The sequence below is a fragment of the Meishania litoralis genome (genome assembly GCF_042611095.1).
GTDB lineage: Bacteria > Bacteroidota > Bacteroidia > Flavobacteriales > Flavobacteriaceae > Meishania > Meishania litoralis.
In genome coordinates this window covers 1,983,133-2,003,959 of sequence record NZ_JBHFPV010000001.1, presented here as the reverse complement: position 1 = coordinate 2,003,959, position 20,827 = coordinate 1,983,133, and the positions used below count along the sequence as shown (strand labels likewise).

Genomic DNA, 20,827 nt, shown 5'->3' with positions numbered 1-20,827 from the left:
TCGGTATTAATGAAATCATTTCTTTTTATTTATTTCCTTACAATCATGTCTTCCATGGCCATTGCGCAATTTGAGCCCAATTATGATGAAACCAAAGTTCCTGAATTCAGCGTTCCGGATCCATTGACATCCTATAGCGGAACTAAAATCGAAAATGAAAAGGCTTGGTCTAAAGTTAGGCGCCCAGAACTGCTTGCTTTCTTTGAAAATGAAGTATATGGCAAGGTTCCTGGAAATCTAGATGATATTTCCTTCAAGCTAATCGAAGAAAATACGAATGCCTTTAACGGAACGGCTCATAGAAAACAAGTGCAGGTCACCCTGGAAAAAGACAAAAAATCACTATCGTTTACCATTTTGATGTATTTACCGAAAACCACTGAAAAAGTTCCTCTTTTCCTTGGCCTTAATTTCTATGGAAATCATACTACGACCAGTGATGAAAACGTAATCGTTACATCGGCATGGTCTATGAACAATGAAGATTTTGGAATCGATAACAATACCCCGACCGAAAAATCACGAGGCGTTCGGATTAATCGCTGGGATATCACCAACATAATTGCTTCGGGCATGGGCTTGGCTACCATTTATTATGGTGAACTAGATCCCGATAAAAACGATTTTTCGGATGGATTGCACCAATTGTTTTATGAACCAGGACAAGAAAAACCAAAAGCCGATGAGTGGGGAAGCATTGCCGCATGGGCCTTCGGCCTGAGCCGTGCCATGGATTATCTCGTGCAAGACAGTGCTGTGGGCAAGGTTATTGTATTCGGCCACTCCAGATTAGGAAAGGCCGCACTTTGGGCCGGTGCAATGGACGATCGTTTTGCCGCGGTCATCAGTAATGATTCGGGTTGTGGCGGTGCCGCGCTTTCAAAACGCCGGTTCGGTGAAACCGTTGGCCGCATTAATGAGAGTTTTCCGCATTGGTTCTGCGATAATTTCAATGCATACAACAACAATGAGGAGGCGTTACCCATTGACCAACATCAACTTTTGGCCCTTATGGCGCCACGGCCGCTTTATGTGGCGAGTGCCCAAGAAGATGAATGGGCCGACCCCAAAGGCGAGTTTCTATCGGCACATTACGCAACCGCTGTTTACAGATTATTTGGCAAAACGGGCATTGATACGATAGAAATGCCAGAGGTAAATACGCCGATACAGAATACGGTGGCCTATCACATTCGCACAGGAAAACATGATGTCACCGATTACGACTGGAAACAATATATAAAATGGGTAAAAAAAGTAATGGAATAGTTAGGCCATTCTACCTTTGATATATTTTATCTGCCCATTATGGTTCGATTCATGTTCGACCACATGAAACCATTTGCAATAGTTGTTGGTGGGCTCATTGCCAAAGAACATAGTCGATTCCATTAACCAACTATCATCGCGCTCTTTAAGTAGCTTCTTCGTTCGTTCTCTCACCTTCTCAAGATTATCGGTATAATATGAAAGAGGGTTTCCCTTGATTATTTCGCGGCCCTTTTGCCCCAAACGGCTAGCGACCTCCCATTGATCCGTATCCTTTTTGTCAAAATCGCCCCAAGCCCTTCCGTCAAAAGTATGAATTTGATAAAACCGCTCTGTTGCACCTAGATGAAGTAACATGGCACCTATCGAATTTGACTCCTCATCCAACAGAAAATCGAGTTCTTTTTGTGACAGCCCGTCAACTGACCTCAACACGGTAGCCCGCATCCAATCCATCATTGAAACCAAAATACTTATCTGATCCGTGAATCCTTCGCGTTTTCCAAATTGATGTATGCCATCATTCATGGCAATTGTTCCATTTGAAGCCAAATTGATATTGGGAACCAATAATCCTGCGCCCAATAACCCTGTCGATTTTAAAAAATTTCTTCTATTGTGCTGTTGTTTCAAAGACATAGTTGTTTATTTTCCAATTAAGGTAAAAAATAAAATCCATGGTTTTCGAATCATCGCCATTTTGGCCCTAGTCTTTAGGCAATAGTTGCATGAAGTTTTGACCGACCGGTTCATCATCATATTCCAAAGTCCACCCCATGGAATTGGTCAAAATATAAAACTTCTGAAGTTCGCCGATCAAGCGGTTTTGGGCGTTTCTTTTCAGGGAGGATGCCTCGACCTTTCGCATCAAGGAAGCATTGACATTCTTTTTGATCGTATTATAATCGGCAGCGTTGAATTGATTGAGATAATCGGCGGTTACGTCATAGTACTCAAAATCAGGATTCAACTTTATTTCGGGTTCGGGAATTCTGTTGATCCGCAGCGTTTTGGCAGTGTCATCGATCTGAAAGTCTATTTTTGATAAATCATAAGCCACAGTGACCTCGGCATTGACAACTACCAAGGCCTTTTTATCGGCAGTGATCAATGGGCCGAAAAGTTGCTGCGAATCTTTGTAATTGTAAACTTCGGAAAAATGGCCTTCGGTCACGATCAGCTTTGAAACACTCTCGATCTGTTGTTGGATCAGCATCGAGTTCTCTTGAAGTATTGATTTTTCTTCATTGCCCTTGGAACAAGAACGAAAGACCAAAACGGCCGCCAAGGTAATCAACGCTCCTGCCAGTACTTTCTTCATTGATAGAATATCATATGGGGATATCGTTCTTTAAGATACGTAATTTTCCCTTCGAGGGATTTCCTGAATTCTTTATGCCGTAGCGAATCAGCATTAAAAGGTCGATGTGCCAATCCCTTTTGAACGGCATCCACTTGTTCCATCACGGGATAGGCTTTTTCTGAAATCCATGATTGCCTGAACCTTTCCCAGATATAATCGATCGCCACTTGATTCGGGTGTACCATGTCGCTTTCATAGAACCGGTAATCGCGTAGTTCATCCATCATGATTTCGTATGAGGGGAAATAGGCCTCCCCCCGACCCCCTCCAAAGGAGGGGGAAAGCCCCTTAACCCCCAAAGGGGGAACTCCAAGGATATCGTGTATCGCTGAAATCAGCCTAGACTTGCTCAGTTGATTTTCCGTAAATCCATCTTTTAAGTGGCGTACCGGGGAGACAGTAAAAATAATGAGGGCTTTTTGGTTCACAACTCGGATCGAATCAATAATATTTCGCAAACTCTTCGAGATATCATCTATTGACAACAGTAACTTCTCAAACTCCTTTTGAGGAACTTTATGGCAATTGGCCACGATTCGACCTGCATCGGTTCTACGATAGACCCACGATGTGCCCAATGTAACGATAACATGGGTAGACTCTTTTATTTGTTGGTAAGCCCCTGTAAGGCCTTTGTTCAACTTTTGTACCAACCTATCTTTTGAAGCGTCACTCAAATCGGAATGCACATCATAACAATGCCATTGTTCGTTGAGGAAGAAAATATCGTCTTCTGAATACTCTTTTTGAGCTATGGATTTGGCAATCAAATTCTCTATGGCCTTGGGATGGAACAAAATACCGAATGGATTATGAGCCGACCTGAATTGAAAATATCCAAATTTTTGACCTATGTTATTCGAAAAGCATGAACCAAGTAGAAGTATACTGCTATCATAATCAATAGGCTTTTCAGCCTTGTTTAGCGGAATATGGGTCTGAAGTTTCATGGATTACAAAAAATCCTTTGCCCGCTTCAAAGCTTCATCAATACCACTAGGATTCTTGCCCCCCGCCGTGGCAAAGAAAGGCTGGCCGCCACCACCACCTTGGATGTATTTTCCAAGTTCGCGCACGATGTTGCCTGCATTCAGGTTTTTTTCGGCAACCAAGTTTTTTGAAATATAGCAAGACAACAAGGCTTTGCCATTCTGCTCGGTCGCAAAAAGTAGAAACAGATTGTCAACGTTGCTTCCCATTTCAAAAGACAGATCTTTGATGCCCGATACGTCCAAGTCGACTTTTTTGGCAAGAAATCTTATTCCATTGATTTCCTGTAATTCTTTTTGTAAATCTCCCTTAAGATTTTTGGCCTTGTCCCTTAAAAGTTGGTCGACTTCTTTTTTAAGCTTGGCATTTTCTTCCTGTAAGGTTTGTACTGCCTTGACAGGGTCTTGGGCATTGTTCAACAAATCTTTGATCTCATAGAGGGTTCTGTCGTTCTCGAAATAAAATTCTTTGACAGCATCGGAGGTAATCGCTTCTATACGCCGGATTCCCGCGGCCACGGCGCCTTCCGATCTGATCTTGAAGTGCCAAATATCCGCAGTGTTCTTTACGTGCGTTCCTCCACACAATTCTAGCGACTGGCCAAACCTCACGGTACGAACCGTATCGCCATATTTTTCACCGAAAAGTGCCATTGCACCCTCCGCCAGGGCTTCTTCCATAGGTGCATTTCGCTTTTCCTGCAAGGGCAATTGCCCATCGATACGTGCATTTACAAAATTCTCCACGGCACGAATTTCATCGGTCGTCAATTTGGCAAAATGAGAAAAGTCGAACCTAAGATATTTTGAATGTACGGCAGAGCCTTTTTGTTCGACATGGTTTCCCAAAATCTCGCGCAACGCTTGGTGCAACAGGTGCGTTGCCGTGTGGTTGGCCTCGGTTCGCCCGCGCTGTTTTTTATCAACAACTGCCTTGAGCGCTCCGTTCAAATGTTTGGGAAGGTTCTTCGCAAAATGCACGATCTCGTTATTCTCTTTCTTCGTGTCCAATATATACACCACATCACCGTTCTGAACTTCGAGATAACCCTTGTCGCCGACCTGTCCGCCCCCTTCGGCATAAAACGGTGTCAGATTGAATACCAGCTGATAAAGCTCACCATCTTTTTTTGAGGTCACTTTTCGGTATTTGACCAGCCTTACATCAGCTTCCAAAACATCGTAGCCTACAAACTCCTGTTCAGCATCATCGGAGAGTACGACCCAATCTTCTTTGGAAACCTCGGAAGCCGATTTTGAACGGTCTTTTTGCTCCTGCATGGCCAAGTTGAAACCTTCTTCATCGAGCGAGAGGCCCTTTTCGCTCAAAATCAAGGAAGTCAAATCTATGGGAAAGCCATATGTATCGTACAATTCGAAAGCTTTGCGCCCGTCAACTTCGTTGCCCTTGTTCTTTTGTATTATCGTATCGAGAAGCACCAGTCCTTGTTCCAAGGTCTTCAAAAAAGAATGTTCTTCTTCTTTAATGACATTTTCAATAAGCTGGCGTTGTTCTTTCAATTCAGGAAAAGCATTGCCCATGGTTTCGGCCAATACCTTGACCAAGCGATACATAAAGGGCTGTTTTGTATTCAAGAAGGTGAACCCGTAGCGAATGGCACGCCTTAGAATCCTTCGGATCACATATCCCGCACCTGTATTGCTCGGCAGTTGGCCATCGGCAATAGAAAACGAGACCGCACGTATATGGTCGGCGATTACGCGAATGGCGACGTCGGTTTTTTCTTGATTACAATATTTTGAGCTCGTTATAGTCTCGATCTCGCGAATGATAGGGGTAAAAATATCGGTATCATAATTCGACCTCACCCCTTGCAGCACCATACAGAGGCGCTCAAAGCCCATACCTGTATCGACATGTTTCGATGGTAGTGGCTCCAATTGCCCGCTTGCCTTACGATTGTACTGCATAAATACGAGGTTCCAGATCTCAACGACCAACGGATGGTCTTGATTGACCAGTGAAGCCCCCGAAACCTTCGCCATTTCTTCTTCAGGGCGGATATCTACATGAATCTCTGAACACGGTCCACAAGGACCTTGGTCCCCCATTTCCCAAAAATTATCTTTCTTATTTCCTAAAATAATGCGGTCTTCGGGCACAATGGCCTTCCAAAAATCAAAGGCCTCATGGTCCATAGCAAGTGCATCGTCATCGTTGCTTCCTTCGAAAACAGAGACATACAGCCTATTCTTATCGATCTTCAACACTTCGGTGAGCAGTTCCCAGGCCCATTCTATGGCCTCTTTTTTAAAATAATCGCCAAAGCTCCAATTACCCAACATCTCGAACATCGTATGGTGATAGGTGTCTTTGCCCACTTCCTCCAGGTCATTATGCTTACCGCTGACACGTAAACATTTTTGGGTATCGACGATCCTGGAGTGTTTTGCAGTACTGTTACCCAAAAAAAACTCCTTGAACTGGTTCATTCCCGCATTGGTGAACATCAGTGTGGGATCATCTTTTATGACCATCGGCGCCGAGGGCACGATCTTGTGGTTTTTCTCCTTGAAAAAATTCAAAAATTGTGTCCTGATTTCCTTGGAGTTCATAGAAAATGGTAAGGTTTTGTAAATTTTAACGGTTTAAGCGAAACAATTTTTATATTTGTTTGTTCTGTTAAAACGGAAGCACAAAAATAGGATAAAATACCTTCATGTCTAAAGTAAAGTATTATTACGATCCTGACACCCTTTCGTACCGAAAGATAGAACCCAAAAAATCGAGACGGTACCGAAATATTGCATTTTTTGTTTTGGGTTCGTTCCTATTTGGCCTTTTATCGTTGATCCTATTATTGAACACCAACCTCATCAATACCCCGAGAGAACTTTCTTTGGCACGCGAAGTCAAGAATTACGAGCTGCAGTTTGAGATTTTGAACAAAAAAATGGGGCAGATCGAAGAAGTTTTGGCCAACATCGAAGAACGTGACAACAACATATACAGGTTGTACTTTGAGGCAAACCCGATTCCTGAAGAACAACGCCGTGCTGGATTTGGCGGTGTAAATCGCTACCGGTCACTTGAAGGGTTCAATAACTCTGAAATGGTCATTGGCACCACCAAACGATTGGATATCATCAAAAAGCAGATGGCGATCCAATCAAAATCGCTTGACGAGATTACGATTTTGGCGGCCGAAAAGGAAAAGCTTTTGGCGGCAATACCGGCCATTCAACCCTTGAACAATGAAGATTTAACAAGAATGGCATCCGGTTTTGGTTGGCGGTCGGATCCTTTTACCAAAGCAAGGAAAATGCATTGGGGAATGGACTTTACAGCCCCCAAGGGCACACCGGTCTATGCCACGGGAGATGGTAAAATCACAAGGGCCGACAACAATTCTTCAGGATTCGGAAAACACATACGGATAGATCATGGGTACGGCTACGTCAGTCTCTATGCCCATCTTAGCCAATACAATGTAAAAAAGGGACAGAAGGTAAAGCGCGGCGACCTTATTGGCTTTGTCGGAAGTACCGGGAGGTCGGAAGCACCACATTTACACTACGAGGTTCGCAAAGATGAAGATAGGATCAACCCTATCAATTTCTACTATGGCAGTTTGAGCGCCAAGGAGTTCGAGAACATGTTGAAATATGCCAACCAAGAAAACCAATCACTCGATTAATGCAAGTTGAACTACCGGAAAAGCGTTATTATGGAATTGGCGAAGTGGCCAAGGCTTTTGGTGTCAATACCTCGTTGATTCGTTTTTGGGAAAAGGAGTTCGATGCGTTAAAACCAAAAAAAAACGCCAAGGGCAATCGAAAATTTACTCCTGAAGACATTAAAAACCTTCAGTTCATCTATCATTTGGTCAAGGAAAGGGGGTTTACTCTCGAAGGGGCCAAGACCCACCTTAAGGAAAACAGGCAAAAGACACTTTCAAATTTCGATATTATTCAAAAACTTGAAAAAGTGAAGACCGAGCTGATGAAGATCAAGGAGCAATTATAGGTGGATCACTGAATGCCTAAAGGTCAAAATATTGGCCTTACTTCAAATTTTTCTCCAACAGAATGTAACGATTTGAGCAAATTACCAACTAATGATATGCATAATTGAACATTAAATAAACACTAAGAATTCCCATAGCAATGGGAAGGACATTAAACTTCACTATTATGAAAAAAGGATTGATTGTATTGATAGTTCTGGGCGTGATAGCGGTCGGACTATACCAATGGGCCGTTGGCTTCAACAACACGGCCGTCGAATACGAAGCGGATGCCAAAACGGCCTGGTCGAATGTAGAAAGTGCCTATCAACGTAGAAACGACCTCATCGGTAATCTGGTAAAAACGGTTCAGGGCGCGGCCGATTTTGAACGGGGCACCTTGACAGACGTCATTGAGGCAAGGGCGAAAGCTACTTCGACGAATATCGATGCCAATAACTTGACGCCGGAGAATATGGCCGCTTTTCAAGAAGCACAAAGTGGACTTACAGGGGCCTTGAGCAAATTGATGGTCGTCGTCGAACGATACCCCGAGCTAAAGGCAAATCAAAATTTCTTAGAGCTGCAATCACAGCTCGAAGGGACCGAAAATCGCATCAATGTGGCCCGCGACCGTTTCAATGAAAAAGTCAATATCTATGACGTGCATACCACGAAATTTCCGGGCAAACTTCTCGCCGGCCTTTTCGGATTTAAAGAAATGGCCCGTTACAAAGCTGATCCAGGATCTGAAAACGCTCCTGATGTGAACTTCGAATTTGACTGATCGCATGTCAAGGGTAGAAGATTTTTTGACCCCTGAAGAAGAGCAAGAAATCGTGCTTGCCATTTTGGAGGCCGAAAAAGATACTTCAGGCGAAATACGTGTACATATCGAGGCACACACCCGTCTTGACCCTATGGAAAGGGCCAAAGAGGTCTTCCATAAATTGAAGATGGACAATACCAAGCAAGAAAACGGCGTATTGATCTACGTGGCCGTAAACGACCGCAAGTTTGCCATTTGTGGCGATAATGGTATCGATCGCGTCGTACCCAAGGGCTTTTGGAACAGTACCAAAAATGTCATTCAAGATCAATTTCAAAAAGGAAATTTCAAAAAGGGCATAATCGATGGCATATTGATGGCCGGCAATGAGCTACAAGCGCATTTTCCATGGCAACATGACGATCGAAACGAACTGAGCGATGAAGTATCAAAAGGTTAATCGGTTACCACACCCTCTCAGCGCAGGGAAATTCAGCACGTATTATGTTTGGTAAAAAATTCGTGTTCGGTTTTTTCCTTATAGTAGTATTATTGCTACCTGCTTTAGGTTTGGGCCAATTCAAAATACCTGAAAAACCGGCCCTTCAAACCAGCGTCTATGATTATATCGATTTGCTTCCCGAAGGTCAGGAAAAGGCCCTTGAGCAAAAGTTGATACGTTATTCCGATAGTACTTCAACTCAGATAGTGGTTGCGATCATCAGTTCCACCGAGGGTGAGGAAATTACCTATTTGGGGGCCCAATGGGGACAAAAATGGGGAATCGGCCAAGCCGGTAAAGACAATGGCGTTCTGATACTTTTGGCCAAGGATGACCGCAAAATTGCCATCAATACAGGCTATGGAGCCGAAGGAAACCTTACCGATGCCATGTCACGACGCATTATCGAAAATGTCATTGTACCCAGATTTAAAGAAGATGATTACTACTCTGGCCTTAGCCAAGGTTCGGATGCCATATTTCAGGTCTTGAACGGTGAATTCAAAGAAGAGCGGACTTTCGAAAACACAGACGGAGGTTTTCCCTTCAGTGCTTTTTTACCCATCATCATTTTCATAGTAATACTGATCATCCTGTCTAGACGAAACCGACGTGGGGGAGGTCGCAACGGTGGAAGACGTTCTTCAGGGCTCGACATCTGGGACTTTATTATTCTGAGCAATATGGGTCGCAGCAGTGGATCTGGTGGTGGCTTTGGCAGCGGCGGAGGCGGATTCGGCAGTGGTGGTTTTGGCGGCGGTTTTGGCGGCGGTTTTGGAGGTGGCGGCTTTGGCGGTGGCGGTGCCTCGGGGGGCTGGTAAATGCAGGTATTCTTTCTAACACCTAACATCTAACATCTAACACCTAACACCTAACACCTAACACCTAACACCTAACACCTAACACCTAACACCTAACACCTAACACCTAACACCTAACACCTAACACCTAACAAACCTACTTCTTCCTAATAAAAATAGAAATCGGAACGCCCTTAAAATCAAAATTTTCACGAATCTTGTTCTCGAGATACCGCTTATAGGGTTCCCTGACGTACTGGGGCAAGTTACAGAAGAATGCGAATTGCGGATAAGGTGTCGGTAACTGGGTGCAAAATTTGATCTTAACGAACTTCCCCTTGTACGCGGGTGGCGGATAGTTCTCTATCAAGGGCAACATGACATCGTTGAGCTTTCGGGTCACGATTTTTTTATTCCTATTTTCATAAACCTCAACAGCAGTCTCAATGGCCTTGAAAATGCGTTGCTTTGTCAATACTGAGATGAACAGGATCGGCACATCGACAAAGGGTTCGATGGCCGTTTTTATTTTTTGGGTATACCGCTTCATGGTATTGGTCTCTTTATTTTCGACCAGGTCCCATTTGTTGACCAAAATTACGACACCCTTGTTGTTACGATGCGCCAGCCAAAAAATATTGGCTACTTGCCCATCGAAGCCCCGCTGCGCATCAAGCACCAACAAAACAACATCACAATGTTCAATGGCGCGCACAGAACGCATCACGGAATAGAATTCTAGATCTTCCTTCACCTTGGCCTTTCTGCGAATTCCGGCGGTATCGACCAAATTGAACTCAAAACCGAACCTGTTATATTTGGTATCGATACTGTCTCTAGTTGTACCTGCGATATCTGTTACAATATATCGATCTTCACCGATCAAGGCATTGATAAATGATGACTTTCCCGCATTAGGTCTTCCGACCACGGCAAACCGTGGAAGTTCTTCTTCTTGCTCTATTTCTTCGGGAAGCACTTCGACCAATGCGTCGAGCAACTCGCCCGTACCGCTCCCATTAATACTCGATAGATTGTAATATTCACCCAGTCCGAGCGCATAAAATTCGACGGAATCGGCGGCCCGCTGCGCGTTATCAACCTTGTTTACGGCCAAGAAAACAGGCTTGTCGACCCTTCGCAACAATTTGGCCACATCTTCATCCATACCCGTAACCCCGGCCTCTACATCTACCATAAAGATTATGGCATCGGCCTCGTCTATGGCAAGTTCGACCTGTTTATCGATTTCCAGTTCGAATACATCATCACTACCGAGCACGTACCCGCCCGTATCGATAAGGGAAAAACTTTTGCCATTCCAGTCGCTCTTTCCATAGTGTCGATCACGGGTAACCCCACTTACCGCATCGACTATGGCTTCCCTACGTTGGATCAAACGATTAAAAAAAGTGGATTTCCCAACATTCGGCCTTCCCACAATAGCTACAATAGCGCCCATAAAACTATAATTACGGCGCAAAGTTAGTGTTAATCAAACTATTTTATGGCAGAAAAGGTATTTGTATGAAGCCAAGGACCGTAAAGGACATGTAACATAATTCGTTCAATTCAGTGCGCTACGAACATATTTATTCTTTTCACCTGAAAGATACTTTTCGCCTTTGCTTCTTTGACGCACAACTCTGGCCGGTGCTCCGTAAGCCACAACAAACGGCCCTATATTCTTAACCACCAAAGAACCGGCACCGATCACGGTATGTTCCCCTACGGTTATGTTGTCGATTATGTTGGCGCGAAGACCAATTGCCGAAAAATTACCTAAACGAAAATTACCGCCCGTATATACTCCTGGCGCGAGGCTCGAATAGGCTTGCATAACACCATCATGCTCCAAAACACTATTGGTATTCAAAATGCAAAAATCACCAACTTTTGAATTGGTATTGACTATAGCACCCGAAAGTACCGCGACACCCTTGCCCAATCGAATATCTTTGCCGAGTAGGGCCGTCGGATGTACCGTTGAAATGAAATTAAAATCAGGGGCGACCTTTTTGACCTTGTCCGCAATATGTTTTCTAAGGAAATTATCGCCAATAGCGATTATTCCACCATAAAGATTGTGGACATCACATAAATACGGAAGGTCATATTCGGTGCCTAATATCTCATATCCATTTTGAAAACTTCCTTTTCTTTTAAAAGAGTCTACAAAGCCGACCACTCTATACCTGCCTTCTTTCTCTAAACAATCCAACACGACACTACCATGACTTGAAGCTCCGAAAATGACTATGTTTTTCATTAATTTCGAGGGATTTGTGCATTTCATCGATAAAATTGAACGTTTTATCGAAAATTCAAATATAGACAAAGTTTTGAAAGTGTTAATATTTTGTTGGATTTTTTGAACGGCCCCAACAAAAAATCAGAAAAACAAATGAAGTAGGATAGATAAATGCTATCGGATAAATAAGAGGAATAATGCCGTATAACCCTTTCAATCAATGAACCTAATGGCAGGTCTTATTTTTGATTGTAACCAAAACGCTTCAATTGCCGCGAATCGCTGCGCCAATTTTTGTTCACCTTTACGTAGAGTTCGATATGCACCTGTTTTCCGAAGAACTTTTCAAGATCTTTTCGCGCCTCGACCCCTACCTTTTTCAGGGCACTACCCTTATGGCCAATGATGATTCCTTTTTGCGAATCGCGCTCGACCATAATTACCGATCGCATTCGAATGATGTCATCATCCTCAAAAAATTCCTCGGTTTCGATTTCCACGGAATAGGGAATTTCCTTTTTGTAATGCATCAATATTTTCTCGCGGATGGTCTCATTGACAAAAAAACGTTCGGGCTTATCGGTCAACTGGTCTTTTGGGTAATAGGCCGGGGCTTCTGGAAGTAATTCGATTATCCTATCAAAAACATTCTTTATATTAAAATTGGTCAAGGCGGAAATCGGGTGCAGTTCTACCTTCGGAAGTTGTTCTTGCCAATACTGCACCTGCGCTTCGAGCAATTCTTGAGTCGCAGTGTCCACTTTATTGAGCAACAGCAAAACAGGAATCTTGCTATTTTTTATTTTCTCGAAAAACTTTTCATCTTTTAAGGCTTTCTCCCCTATCTCTACCATGTATAAGAGTACATCGGCGTCTTCGAAGGCCGATTTCACAAAATCCATCATCGAAGACTGTAACTCGTAGGCGGGTTTTATGATTCCCGGGGTATCAGAAAGAATCATTTGAAAATCATCACCGTTGACGATGCCCAGAATACGGTGCCTTGTGGTCTGGGCCTTTGAGGTGATGATCGACAACTTTTCCCCCACAAAGGCATTCATCAAGGTCGATTTGCCCACATTGGGGTTGCCAATAATGTTCACAAAACCAGATCTATGTGCTTTCATTGCGAAGTTTTTTGAAATAAGCCGTGGAGGCCCGATTCACTTTTGGGGCCAACCAAAGTACAGCGATCATGTTGGGTATTACCATTAAGGCATACGCCAAATCGATTAGGTTGATGACCAGATCTACCGTGGCTACGGCGGCCAACACAATCGTGGCCACAAAAAACCAGTTGTAATAACGGCCAGTCTTGGCATTGGTCAGAAAAGAAAGGCTCTTGACCCCATAGTACGAATATGTAAACAAGGTCGAAAGTGCAAAGGCCGTCACAATGATCATCAAAAGAACATCACCCACCCCGAACAACGATTTCTTAAAGGCGATCAAGGTCATAATAATGCCATTGCTCTCAGCTTCAAGATAGGCCCCACTCAAAATGATGACCACGGCCGTAAGCGTACAGACCACTATCGTGTCTATGAACGGACCAAGCATCGCCACAAGGCCCTCCCGTATGGGTTCGTCGTTCTTTGACTGGCCGTGGTACATAGGCGCACTGCCCAAACCTGCTTCGTTGGAGAACATCGCCCGACGGACACCCAAAATGACCAACCCCCAGAAGCCACCAGTCACCGCAGTGTCGAAATTGAAAGCTTCGGTAAAAATCAACTGCAACGAAGGTAAAATCTCAGATGCGTTCATAGCCATTACAATGGCCACGGCCAAAAAATATACCATAACCATAAAAGGCACGATTGCCGTGGCCACCTTGGCTATCTTTTTCAAGCCCCCAAAAATGACGAACGATGTAATAATGGCCAGAACAATACCGATTGTCAACTTCCAACTAAACTCGGTCATTACGAATAATGTTTCGCTTGGCTTCACGACATTCATAAAGGTTTGGGTAAACTGGTTGGCAGTAAATACTCCAAGAAACCCAAAAAGTCCCGCAACTGAAAAGAAAATGGCCAAAGGTTTTGCCTTTTGACCCATACCTTTGGTTATATAGAACATGGGGCCACCTTGCAAACTTCCTTCGGAATCTTCCCCTCTGAACATAATGGCCAAACTACAGGAGTAAAACTTGATGGCCATACCCAAGAGGGCCGTCATCCAAATCCAGAAAATCACGCCCGGACCGCCCATATAAATAGCAATGGCCACCCCCGAAATGTTGCCCAAGCCAACTGTGGCCGCCACGGCAGAGGACAATGCCTGCAAAGAACTAACATCGCCTTTTGCCTCTTTGTCATCATATTTGCCCGATGTAATGGCTATGGCGTGGCCAAAATAGCGATAGGGCAAAAACTTCGAATAAAAGGCGAGGAACAAACCGCCACCTATCAAGAGAATCAACATGGCCCATTCGGTATAGGGCAACATGGCGGAAAGAAAATCATTGATTGCATCCATAATGCAATAATATGGTTTTTTGACGGTATCGACTTAAAAATATTCTTCGGGCATTCTTTTGAAATAACTAAAAAACCATCGTATATTTGCGGTTCACATCGCGGGGTAGAGCAGTACCCTTCGACTGCGCTCAGGATGAAGTACCTACTTAACTGGGCAAACATTTTGAAAAACCCGTTTCTAAAAGAAACAAACGACATACATCGCGGGGTAGAGCAGTACCCTTCGACTACGCTCAGGATGAAGTACCTACTTAACTGGGCAAACATTTTGAAAAACCCGTTTCTAAAAGAAACAAACGACATACATCGCGGGGTAGAGCAGTACCCTTCGACTACGCTCAGGATGAAGTACCTACTTAACTGGGCAAACATTTTGAAAAACCCGTTTCTAAAAGAAACAAACGACATACATCGCGGGGTAGAGCAGTAGGTAGCTCGTCGGGCTCATAACCCGAAGGTCGCTGGTTCGAGTCCAGTCCCCGCTACAAAGTTGAGGCCTTACTAAAGTAAGGTCTTTTTTATTGCATGACCTCCGGAAAAAGATCTAAGGACTGGACGAGAAGTTTACCCTGAGCGCAGCCGAAGGGAGACCAGTCCCCGCTACAAAGAAAACCGGATAGGCATCCATCTGGTTTTTATATTTATGGAAAAGCTAAACTTGCTTGTGCCTTGGTGTAAATAAAAAAATGCTTTCTTCACATAAAGTTTTACCGACTTGACCGCTATAATATTTCACATCAATTGAGAGTTGGTTACTTTTGTATATGGCATCTCGGTTATTTGAAGAATTCGATGAAGTATCCGCCAAGGCTTGGAAACAAAAAATCCAATATGACCTCAAGGGAGCGGATTACAATAACACTTTGGTATGGGAATCGCCTGAAGGCATAAAGGTCAAGCCATTTTACCATAGTGAAGACCTAAAAAAACGACAACGATCCAACCTTAGAACGAGCAGCCCTTGGAAGATTGGCCAGAAAATCTTTACCGCCGATGCCAAAACTTCAAACCTTAGGGCGTTGGATATTCTGCAAAAAGGAGCTGAAAGTTTAGTTTTTGAAATTACTTCCGAAGAAATCAAAATTGATAAACTGCTTAGAAATATTGACCTGAACCTCGTTCCTGTTCATTTTGATCTAAGGTTTCTTTCTTCTGAATACGTAGACCAATTACTTGATTTTCAACAAAAGTCAACAGGGCAATTCCATATAAATCTAGACATCATCGGACACTTGGCCAGAAGTGGAAATTGGTTTTATAACCTGCAAAAAGACCATGAAATCCTTGAGCATATCGTTTCAAGATTTTCGCATATTGAACCGAATACTGCAATTAGCGTAGATGCAGCGATATATCAAAATGCAGGTGCCAATATGGTTCAACAACTGGCCTACGCCCTTGCCCATGCCAATGAGTATTTGAATCATGGATTGGTAAAAATCGACCACGGAATCGTTTTTAAAATGGCCGTGGGATCCAATTACTTCTTTGAAATAGCCAAATTGAGGGCTATGCGGATACTTTGGAAATCGCTTAGCAGTGAATACGGTTTAACCCGTAACTGTCAAATTGTTGCCACCCCTTCAAGGAGAAACAAAACACTATACGATTATAATGTAAATATGTTACGCACGACATCCGAGTGCATGTCGGCGATTTTAGGAGGGGCTGACACGATCGTAAATTTACCTTATGACGAAATCTATCACAGATACAATGAATTTGGAACGCGCATTGCGCGAAACCAATTATTGATCCTAAAGAACGAGTCCTATTTTGACAACGTAGCTAATCCCACTGATGGAAGTTATTACATCGAGACGCTGACTTCGCAGTTAGCGGAAAAAGCATTGACACTATTTAAGGATATTGAGGCGAGCGGCGGATTTTTAAAACAGTTGAAAAACCATACCATCCAAAAAAAAATTAGGGAAAGTGCAAAAAAAGAGCAAGATCTAATCGACGGCGAAAAAGAGATTTTGATAGGATCCAATAAGTATCAAAATCTAAACGATCTGATGAAGAATGATATAGAGCTTAACCCATTTGTAAGAACAAACAAACGTAAGACCCTTATCGAGCCCATTCTTGAAAAAAGATTGGCCGAAAAAATGGAGCAGAAACGTTTAGTAGATGAGTAGAAAAGACATCCAACATATCGAATTGAAGTGTTCCCTTGAAGATGGCAAGGGCAGCGATGAAGATTTAAAAATTGAAGATCAAGTCTTTGAAACCGCCGAGGGTATTCGTATTCATAATAAATACACCATGGCCGATATCGGGCAAACAGAACATCTTAATTTTGCCGCCGGTATACCTCCGTACCTGCGTGGCCCATACGCTAGCATGTATGTTCGCCGCCCCTGGACGATCCGACAATACGCGGGTTTCTCAACAGCGGCCGAAAGCAATGCTTTTTACAGAAGAAATCTGGCCGCAGGGCAAAAGGGACTCTCGGTAGCATTTGACCTTGCGACCCATAGAGGGTACGACAGCGATCATGAACGTGTCACTGGCGATGTTGGCAAAGCAGGTGTCGCCATCGACTCGGTCGAAGACATGAAAGTTCTTTTTGATGGCATTCCATTAAAAGAAATGTCGGTTTCTATGACCATGAACGGTGCCGTATTGCCTATAATGGCCTTTTATATAGTTGCGGCAGAAGAACAGGGGGTATCGCCCAAAGACTTGGCAGGGACAATACAGAACGACATCCTGAAAGAATTTATGGTTCGCAATACCTACATCTACCCGCCAAAACCTTCAATGCAGATCGTGTCGGATATTTTTGAGTATTCCAGCAAAAAAATGCCCAAATTCAATAGTATCAGTATCTCAGGATATCACATGCACGAAGCTGGTGCTACGGCAGATATCGAATTGGCGTATACCTTGGCAGATGGTTTGGAATATATTAGAACAGGGCTGCAGGCAGGGATGAACATTGATAGTTTCGCCCCACGTCTTTCATTCTTTTGGGGCATTGGCATGAACCATTTCATGGAAATCGCCAAACTGCGCGCCGCAAGAATACTCTGGGCCAAACTCGTCAAGCAATTCGAGCCGAAAAATGAAAAATCTTTGACCCTACGGGCCCATTGTCAGACCAGTGGATGGAGCCTCACCGAACAAGACCCTTTTAACAATGTCGCCAGAACTACCATTGAGGCCATGTCAGCGGTTTTCGGTGGAACACAAAGCCTGCACACTAATGCCTTGGACGAGGCCATAGCCCTCCCAACCGATTTCTCAGCTCGTATCGCCCGAAATACCCAGCTTTTTTTACAAGAGGAAACCAAAATAACAAAGACGGTAGATCCGTGGGGCGGAAGCTTTTATGTGGAGTCTCTAACGGAAAAACTCTGTCAAAAGGCATGGGAGCATATCAAAGAAATCGAAGAATTAGGTGGAATGACCAAGGCAATCGAAGCCGGAATCCCTAAAATGCGAATCGAGGAAGCCGCAGCAAAAAAACAGGCGCGAATAGATAGCGGACGCGATATAATCGTCGGCCTCAATAAATATCAACTTGAAGAAGAAGATGAACTTCATATTTTGGAAGTAGACAATAATGAGGTGCGGCGACAGCAGATCGAGCGATTGGACGTTTTAAAAAACACGCGCGACAATACTAAAGTCCATGCCAGTCTAAAACAATTGGAGGAAGCTGCCCGGATGAAAATGGATTCGACTGTATTGGAAGAAAATCAAGAACACCGATATGTAACTTACCCGACTTCCGAAGCTGACACCGAACTTCTAAAGGAAAAAGGAAATTTGTTAGCTTTGGCCATAGAGGCCGCTAGGGCAAGGGCAACACTGGGAGAAATTAGCGATGCCCTGGAGAAAGCATTTGGCAGGCACACAGCACCAATTCAATCCGTTACTGGAGTGTATTCAAAAGAAATCAAAAATGATGGGAGCTTTGAAAAAGCTCGTGAAATGGCCGACCGATTCGCCGAAAAAGAAGGTCGCAGACCACGCATTATGATTGCCAAAATGGGACAGGACGGCCATGATCGTGGGGCAAAGGTAATCGCCACGGGGTATGCCGATCTCGGTTTTGATGTAGATATCGGCCCCTTGTTCCAAACCCCAAAAGAAGCGGCAAAACAGGCCGTGGAAAATGATGTGCATATTTTAGGCGTTTCATCACTGGCCGCGGGACATAAAACACTCGTACCGCAGGTGATAGAAGAGCTTAAGTTTTTCGGAAGGGAAGATATCATGGTCATCGTAGGCGGCGTAATACCCAAACAAGACTATCAATTTTTGTTCGATTCGGGTGCCGTTGCCATTTTTGGCCCAGGTTCGAAAATACCAGAGGCGGCCATTCAAATCCTTGAGATACTTCTAGATGCTTGATCAAGTGGTTTCATTCGCAACGAATTGATCGAAATACTTCGATAATTTGCCGTATTTTACGGTTTTCGAATCTATATTTTTTAGTAAGTTTGCACGCGCATTTGAAAATGGTCGCGTAGCTCAGCTGGATAGAGCATCTGCCTTCTAAGCAGACGGTCGCAGGTTCGAATCCTGCCGCGATCACGACACTCACAAAACCACGCCTCAAGGCGTGGTTCTTTATTTTTGGAAGAAGCCCAAACTTGTTTGTGGATTCGGACAAAAATAAAGGGCCGGCAGCGATAGCTGCGAGTTTTTGTATTTGCAACATGTATTGCCAAGGATATCCAATCCTGCCGCGATCACGGATAAACCACAAAAAAGTGGAAATATGAGCGAGTTTCAAAAATGAAGCTCGCTTTTTTTTTTGGAAATGCGAAATGTTTCCTTTTGTGGTTTTCAAAACGGAGCGCCAAGGAAGTGAAACAATCCTGTCGCGATCACTTGAATATCAAGACTTTAAGGATTAATTTCTTTAAAGTCTTTTTTATTTGCACTCAAAAATTGGGGTAATATAGGTTAATATGGTTCTTTTTGGCCTTAAATTGTACTTTTCTCTTCTTCTCCCTATCCACAAAAAAACGCCCGTAAGGGCGCAAAATCTCATAACCGCATCCTAAATTAATATCAAAACCCTAGACCATGCCCTTTATATTGTGTAAAAACCGTAAACTCGTCCTTAAACCCATTGTACATCTCTCCGGTTTTATTGCTGCTACCTCCCAAGAGCGAACTAACGGCGTAAACCCCTTTTCTAAGCAAACGGTTTTGTTGGATACTTGTTTTTAGTTTGATTACCTGGCTCATACACTCCCGAAGCTCATTGTCCATATGGCGCCGCATCATCTCTCGATGCAGGTTCGGATAGGCTTTTTCACTGGTCAGTATAAAGGCGACCTTATCGTAGACACCCCTTTCCATGAGATGACCCGCCCATAGGTTTTTGAGAACGTTGCTACCCTCCTCGATGAGTCCATTGATAACGGTTCGTTGTCCCTGCAATGTTATGTTAAGATTGGGTATAGAACTCAAATATTGACTTGTTCTTTTCGGCAATGGGTAACTCGTTCGGTTGTCCGTGTAAATGGACTTGACCTCGAAACCTTTTTCTACCTTTATGAAATAGAAACCTTTCGCATTGAAAATGCGATATAGTCTTTCGGGTATTTTTCGAAAGGGGCGTTCATCCGTTCCGCATTCTTTACATAGGAAGCCAGAGTAACACTTTCATATTGCTTTTTATAAACAGGGTTCATTGTTTCATAAAGTTTCGGAAATATCATGGCAAGAAAATGGCAGATGCCGTCAGCTCGGAGCTATTCTCGGAGGACTGTTCAGATAGCTTTTTGAGTATCAAGTGGTTTTACAGACGAATCTCGTGGATACATAATTGCCCATATTCTCAGGGAGGGGCAATCGGCCCAAAGGAAATGGAACGGCATGCCTGTTCGAACTAGCAAAAAACAGCTTGTTATCATGATACTTCACACACAAGCTTGGAACAAGAGACGGATGCTCCCCATTTTCCGCACCTACTTCAAAAATGCGCTTTTCCAATACCTCTTCGATGAGCTTGAATCTGTTTTCGAGCATCTCCTTTTCCTTTTTCGTTTCAATTTGGAATGTTGAAGGAAGGCCATCAAGGTTTTGAGGGTGGAATGAATGCTCGACCATATGTTTCTTTGGCAAGGCCGTCATGAACCACCGTCACAAGGAATCTTCAGACCTTAGTTGAAAAAGCTATTTTCAAACCTACTAGAGCGGTTCGAAGTCCTTGGTACAAAATAGTCTTGTCCACTATTCTATACAACTTTAACAGAAACGCTACCCTAATAGAATAAAATACCACCTTTCAAAAAGCCATTACATCCTATTTGCTCAAAATTTAAGTGTGTGCGCATTCAAATTCTATCAATATTTTTTAGATATATACACGCTATATATCGAGACTATTAATCCAAGAATCAAAGCACTATACTGTAACATTTTATCATCCTTAAAAACTGTTAGCACAAGTATAATAATCATC

20 protein-coding genes and 2 tRNA genes are annotated in these 20,827 nt (G+C 43.5%); 11 read left to right on the top strand and 11 right to left on the bottom strand.

Annotation, left to right across the window (positions count from 1 at the left end; translation table 11 throughout):
* The first annotated feature begins 9 nt into the window (after positions 1-9).
* A complete protein-coding gene (locus ACEZ3G_RS08915; RefSeq protein ID WP_432425091.1) occupies positions 10-1,269 on the top strand; it encodes a glucuronyl esterase domain-containing protein in 1,260 nt (419 codons plus the stop codon).
* Here the strand turns inward: ACEZ3G_RS08915 and ACEZ3G_RS08910 are convergent, their stop codons facing one another.
* The 4 genes from ACEZ3G_RS08910 to alaS form a co-directional block, all read right to left on the bottom strand.
* Entirely contained in the window at positions 1,270-1,908 is a 639-nt protein-coding gene (locus ACEZ3G_RS08910; RefSeq protein ID WP_432425090.1) for a mycothiol transferase, read from the bottom strand. It lies immediately after the preceding gene.
* Between the two features lie 67 nt (positions 1,909-1,975).
* Positions 1,976-2,590: a DUF4230 domain-containing protein gene (locus ACEZ3G_RS08905; protein WP_432425089.1), complete on the bottom strand. Its 615-nt coding sequence runs from the start codon at positions 2,588-2,590 to the stop codon at positions 1,976-1,978.
* On the bottom strand, positions 2,587-3,582 hold the full coding sequence (locus tag ACEZ3G_RS08900) for a GSCFA domain-containing protein (protein WP_432425088.1): 996 nt from the start codon (positions 3,580-3,582) through the stop codon (positions 2,587-2,589). Before ACEZ3G_RS08900 ends, ACEZ3G_RS08905 begins: the two co-directional genes overlap by 4 nt.
* 3 nt (positions 3,583-3,585) lie before the next feature.
* Entirely contained in the window at positions 3,586-6,198 is a 2,613-nt protein-coding gene (gene alaS, locus ACEZ3G_RS08895; protein ID WP_432425087.1) for an alanine--tRNA ligase, read from the bottom strand.
* 104 nt (positions 6,199-6,302) lie between these two features.
* Here alaS and ACEZ3G_RS08890 point away from each other — a divergent pair, with 104 nt between their 5' ends.
* From ACEZ3G_RS08890 to ACEZ3G_RS08870, 5 genes are all read left to right on the top strand, one after another.
* Positions 6,303-7,280 carry a M23 family metallopeptidase gene (locus ACEZ3G_RS08890; RefSeq protein WP_432425086.1) on the top strand — a complete coding sequence of 326 codons (978 nt, stop codon included), beginning with the start codon at positions 6,303-6,305 and terminating at the stop codon, positions 7,278-7,280.
* Positions 7,280-7,609, top strand: a complete 330-nt coding sequence (locus ACEZ3G_RS08885; protein WP_432425085.1) for a MerR family transcriptional regulator — start codon at positions 7,280-7,282, stop codon at positions 7,607-7,609. The genes ACEZ3G_RS08890 and ACEZ3G_RS08885 overlap by 1 nt, the downstream gene beginning before the upstream one ends.
* Positions 7,610-7,776: 167 nt before the next feature.
* On the top strand, positions 7,777-8,376 hold the full coding sequence (locus tag ACEZ3G_RS08880) for a LemA family protein (protein WP_432425084.1): 600 nt from the start codon (positions 7,777-7,779) through the stop codon (positions 8,374-8,376).
* 4 nt (positions 8,377-8,380) lie between these two features.
* Entirely contained in the window at positions 8,381-8,818 is a 438-nt protein-coding gene (locus ACEZ3G_RS08875) for a TPM domain-containing protein (protein WP_432425083.1), read from the top strand.
* Positions 8,819-8,862: 44 nt separating this feature from the next.
* Positions 8,863-9,681, top strand: coding sequence for a TPM domain-containing protein (locus tag ACEZ3G_RS08870; protein ID WP_432425082.1), 819 nt, complete (start codon positions 8,863-8,865; stop codon positions 9,679-9,681).
* 136 nt (positions 9,682-9,817) lie between these two features.
* Here ACEZ3G_RS08870 and der read toward each other — a convergent pair whose 3' ends face one another.
* The 4 genes from der to ACEZ3G_RS08850 form a co-directional block, all read right to left on the bottom strand.
* Positions 9,818-11,122 carry a ribosome biogenesis GTPase Der gene (der, locus tag ACEZ3G_RS08865; protein WP_432425081.1) on the bottom strand — a complete coding sequence of 435 codons (1,305 nt, stop codon included), beginning with the start codon at positions 11,120-11,122 and terminating at the stop codon, positions 9,818-9,820.
* Between the two features lie 105 nt (positions 11,123-11,227).
* Complete coding sequence (locus ACEZ3G_RS08860; RefSeq protein WP_432425080.1) at positions 11,228-11,929, bottom strand: acetyltransferase; 702 nt, start codon at positions 11,927-11,929, stop codon at positions 11,228-11,230.
* Positions 11,930-12,150: 221 nt separating this feature from the next.
* Positions 12,151-13,038 carry a GTPase Era gene (era, locus tag ACEZ3G_RS08855; RefSeq protein WP_432425079.1) on the bottom strand — a complete coding sequence of 296 codons (888 nt, stop codon included), beginning with the start codon at positions 13,036-13,038 and terminating at the stop codon, positions 12,151-12,153.
* Positions 13,025-14,392, bottom strand: a complete 1,368-nt coding sequence (locus ACEZ3G_RS08850) for an alanine/glycine:cation symporter family protein (RefSeq protein ID WP_432425078.1) — start codon at positions 14,390-14,392, stop codon at positions 13,025-13,027. Before ACEZ3G_RS08850 ends, era begins: the two co-directional genes overlap by 14 nt.
* A 135-nt stretch (positions 14,393-14,527) precedes the next feature.
* Between ACEZ3G_RS08850 and ACEZ3G_RS08845 the strand changes: the two genes are divergently transcribed.
* The 5 genes from ACEZ3G_RS08845 (at position 14,528) to ACEZ3G_RS08825 (ending at position 18,942) form a co-directional block, all read left to right on the top strand.
* Positions 14,528-14,824 carry a hypothetical protein gene (locus ACEZ3G_RS08845; protein WP_432425077.1) on the top strand — a complete coding sequence of 99 codons (297 nt, stop codon included), beginning with the start codon at positions 14,528-14,530 and terminating at the stop codon, positions 14,822-14,824.
* Positions 14,807-14,879: transfer RNA gene (locus ACEZ3G_RS08840), tRNA-Met, on the top strand. Before ACEZ3G_RS08845 ends, ACEZ3G_RS08840 begins: the two co-directional genes overlap by 18 nt.
* Before the next feature lie 279 nt (positions 14,880-15,158).
* Positions 15,159-16,535, top strand: a complete 1,377-nt coding sequence (locus ACEZ3G_RS08835) for a methylmalonyl-CoA mutase subunit beta (protein WP_432425076.1) — start codon at positions 15,159-15,161, stop codon at positions 16,533-16,535.
* A complete protein-coding gene (gene scpA / locus ACEZ3G_RS08830; protein WP_432425075.1) occupies positions 16,528-18,759 on the top strand; it encodes a methylmalonyl-CoA mutase in 2,232 nt (743 codons plus the stop codon). The genes ACEZ3G_RS08835 and scpA overlap by 8 nt, the downstream gene beginning before the upstream one ends.
* 109 nt (positions 18,760-18,868) lie before the next feature.
* A tRNA-Arg gene (locus tag ACEZ3G_RS08825) sits at positions 18,869-18,942 on the top strand.
* A 483-nt stretch (positions 18,943-19,425) separates the two neighbouring features.
* On the opposite strand, the gene ACEZ3G_RS08820 is transcribed toward ACEZ3G_RS08825, so the two are convergent.
* The 3 genes from ACEZ3G_RS08820 to ACEZ3G_RS08810 all read right to left on the bottom strand — a co-directional run bounded on the left by ACEZ3G_RS08820 (position 19,426) and on the right by ACEZ3G_RS08810 (position 20,472).
* Positions 19,426-19,800, bottom strand: coding sequence for a hypothetical protein (locus tag ACEZ3G_RS08820; RefSeq protein ID WP_432425074.1), 375 nt, complete (start codon positions 19,798-19,800; stop codon positions 19,426-19,428).
* A 113-nt stretch (positions 19,801-19,913) separates the two neighbouring features.
* Entirely contained in the window at positions 19,914-20,054 is a 141-nt protein-coding gene (locus ACEZ3G_RS08815) for a hypothetical protein (protein ID WP_432425073.1), read from the bottom strand.
* Between the two features lie 97 nt (positions 20,055-20,151).
* Positions 20,152-20,472: a hypothetical protein gene (locus ACEZ3G_RS08810; protein ID WP_432425072.1), complete on the bottom strand. Its 321-nt coding sequence runs from the start codon at positions 20,470-20,472 to the stop codon at positions 20,152-20,154.
* Between the last annotated feature and the right edge of the window lie 355 nt (positions 20,473-20,827).

Bases quoted from the DNA above. Each gene is read 5' to 3' on its own strand.
- ACEZ3G_RS08860 (WP_432425080.1), bottom strand. From the start codon at position 11,929: ATGAAAAACATAGTCATTTTCGGAGCTTCAAGTCATGGTAGTGTCGTG.
- ACEZ3G_RS08810 (WP_432425072.1), bottom strand. From the start codon at position 20,472: ATGGTCGAGCATTCATTCCACCCTCAAAACCTTGATGGCCTTCCTTCA.
- ACEZ3G_RS08915 (WP_432425091.1), top strand. From the start codon at position 10: ATGAAATCATTTCTTTTTATTTATTTCCTTACAATCATGTCTTCCATG.
- ACEZ3G_RS08900 (WP_432425088.1), bottom strand. From the start codon at position 3,582: ATGAAACTTCAGACCCATATTCCGCTAAACAAGGCTGAAAAGCCTATT.
- ACEZ3G_RS08845 (WP_432425077.1), top strand. From the start codon at position 14,528: ATGAAGTACCTACTTAACTGGGCAAACATTTTGAAAAACCCGTTTCTA.
- ACEZ3G_RS08875 (WP_432425083.1), top strand. From the start codon at position 8,381: ATGTCAAGGGTAGAAGATTTTTTGACCCCTGAAGAAGAGCAAGAAATC.
- era (WP_432425079.1), bottom strand. From the start codon at position 13,038: ATGAAAGCACATAGATCTGGTTTTGTGAACATTATTGGCAACCCCAAT.
- ACEZ3G_RS08885 (WP_432425085.1), top strand. From the start codon at position 7,280: ATGCAAGTTGAACTACCGGAAAAGCGTTATTATGGAATTGGCGAAGTG.
- ACEZ3G_RS08910 (WP_432425090.1), bottom strand. From the start codon at position 1,908: ATGTCTTTGAAACAACAGCACAATAGAAGAAATTTTTTAAAATCGACA.
- ACEZ3G_RS08850 (WP_432425078.1), bottom strand. From the start codon at position 14,392: ATGGATGCAATCAATGATTTTCTTTCCGCCATGTTGCCCTATACCGAA.
- alaS (WP_432425087.1), bottom strand. From the start codon at position 6,198: ATGAACTCCAAGGAAATCAGGACACAATTTTTGAATTTTTTCAAGGAG.
- scpA (WP_432425075.1), top strand. From the start codon at position 16,528: ATGAGTAGAAAAGACATCCAACATATCGAATTGAAGTGTTCCCTTGAA.
- ACEZ3G_RS08880 (WP_432425084.1), top strand. From the start codon at position 7,777: ATGAAAAAAGGATTGATTGTATTGATAGTTCTGGGCGTGATAGCGGTC.
- ACEZ3G_RS08815 (WP_432425073.1), bottom strand. From the start codon at position 20,054: ATGAACCCTGTTTATAAAAAGCAATATGAAAGTGTTACTCTGGCTTCC.
- ACEZ3G_RS08835 (WP_432425076.1), top strand. From the start codon at position 15,159: ATGGCATCTCGGTTATTTGAAGAATTCGATGAAGTATCCGCCAAGGCT.
- ACEZ3G_RS08890 (WP_432425086.1), top strand. From the start codon at position 6,303: ATGTCTAAAGTAAAGTATTATTACGATCCTGACACCCTTTCGTACCGA.
- ACEZ3G_RS08905 (WP_432425089.1), bottom strand. From the start codon at position 2,590: ATGAAGAAAGTACTGGCAGGAGCGTTGATTACCTTGGCGGCCGTTTTG.
- ACEZ3G_RS08870 (WP_432425082.1), top strand. From the start codon at position 8,863: ATGTTTGGTAAAAAATTCGTGTTCGGTTTTTTCCTTATAGTAGTATTA.
- der (WP_432425081.1), bottom strand. From the start codon at position 11,122: ATGGGCGCTATTGTAGCTATTGTGGGAAGGCCGAATGTTGGGAAATCC.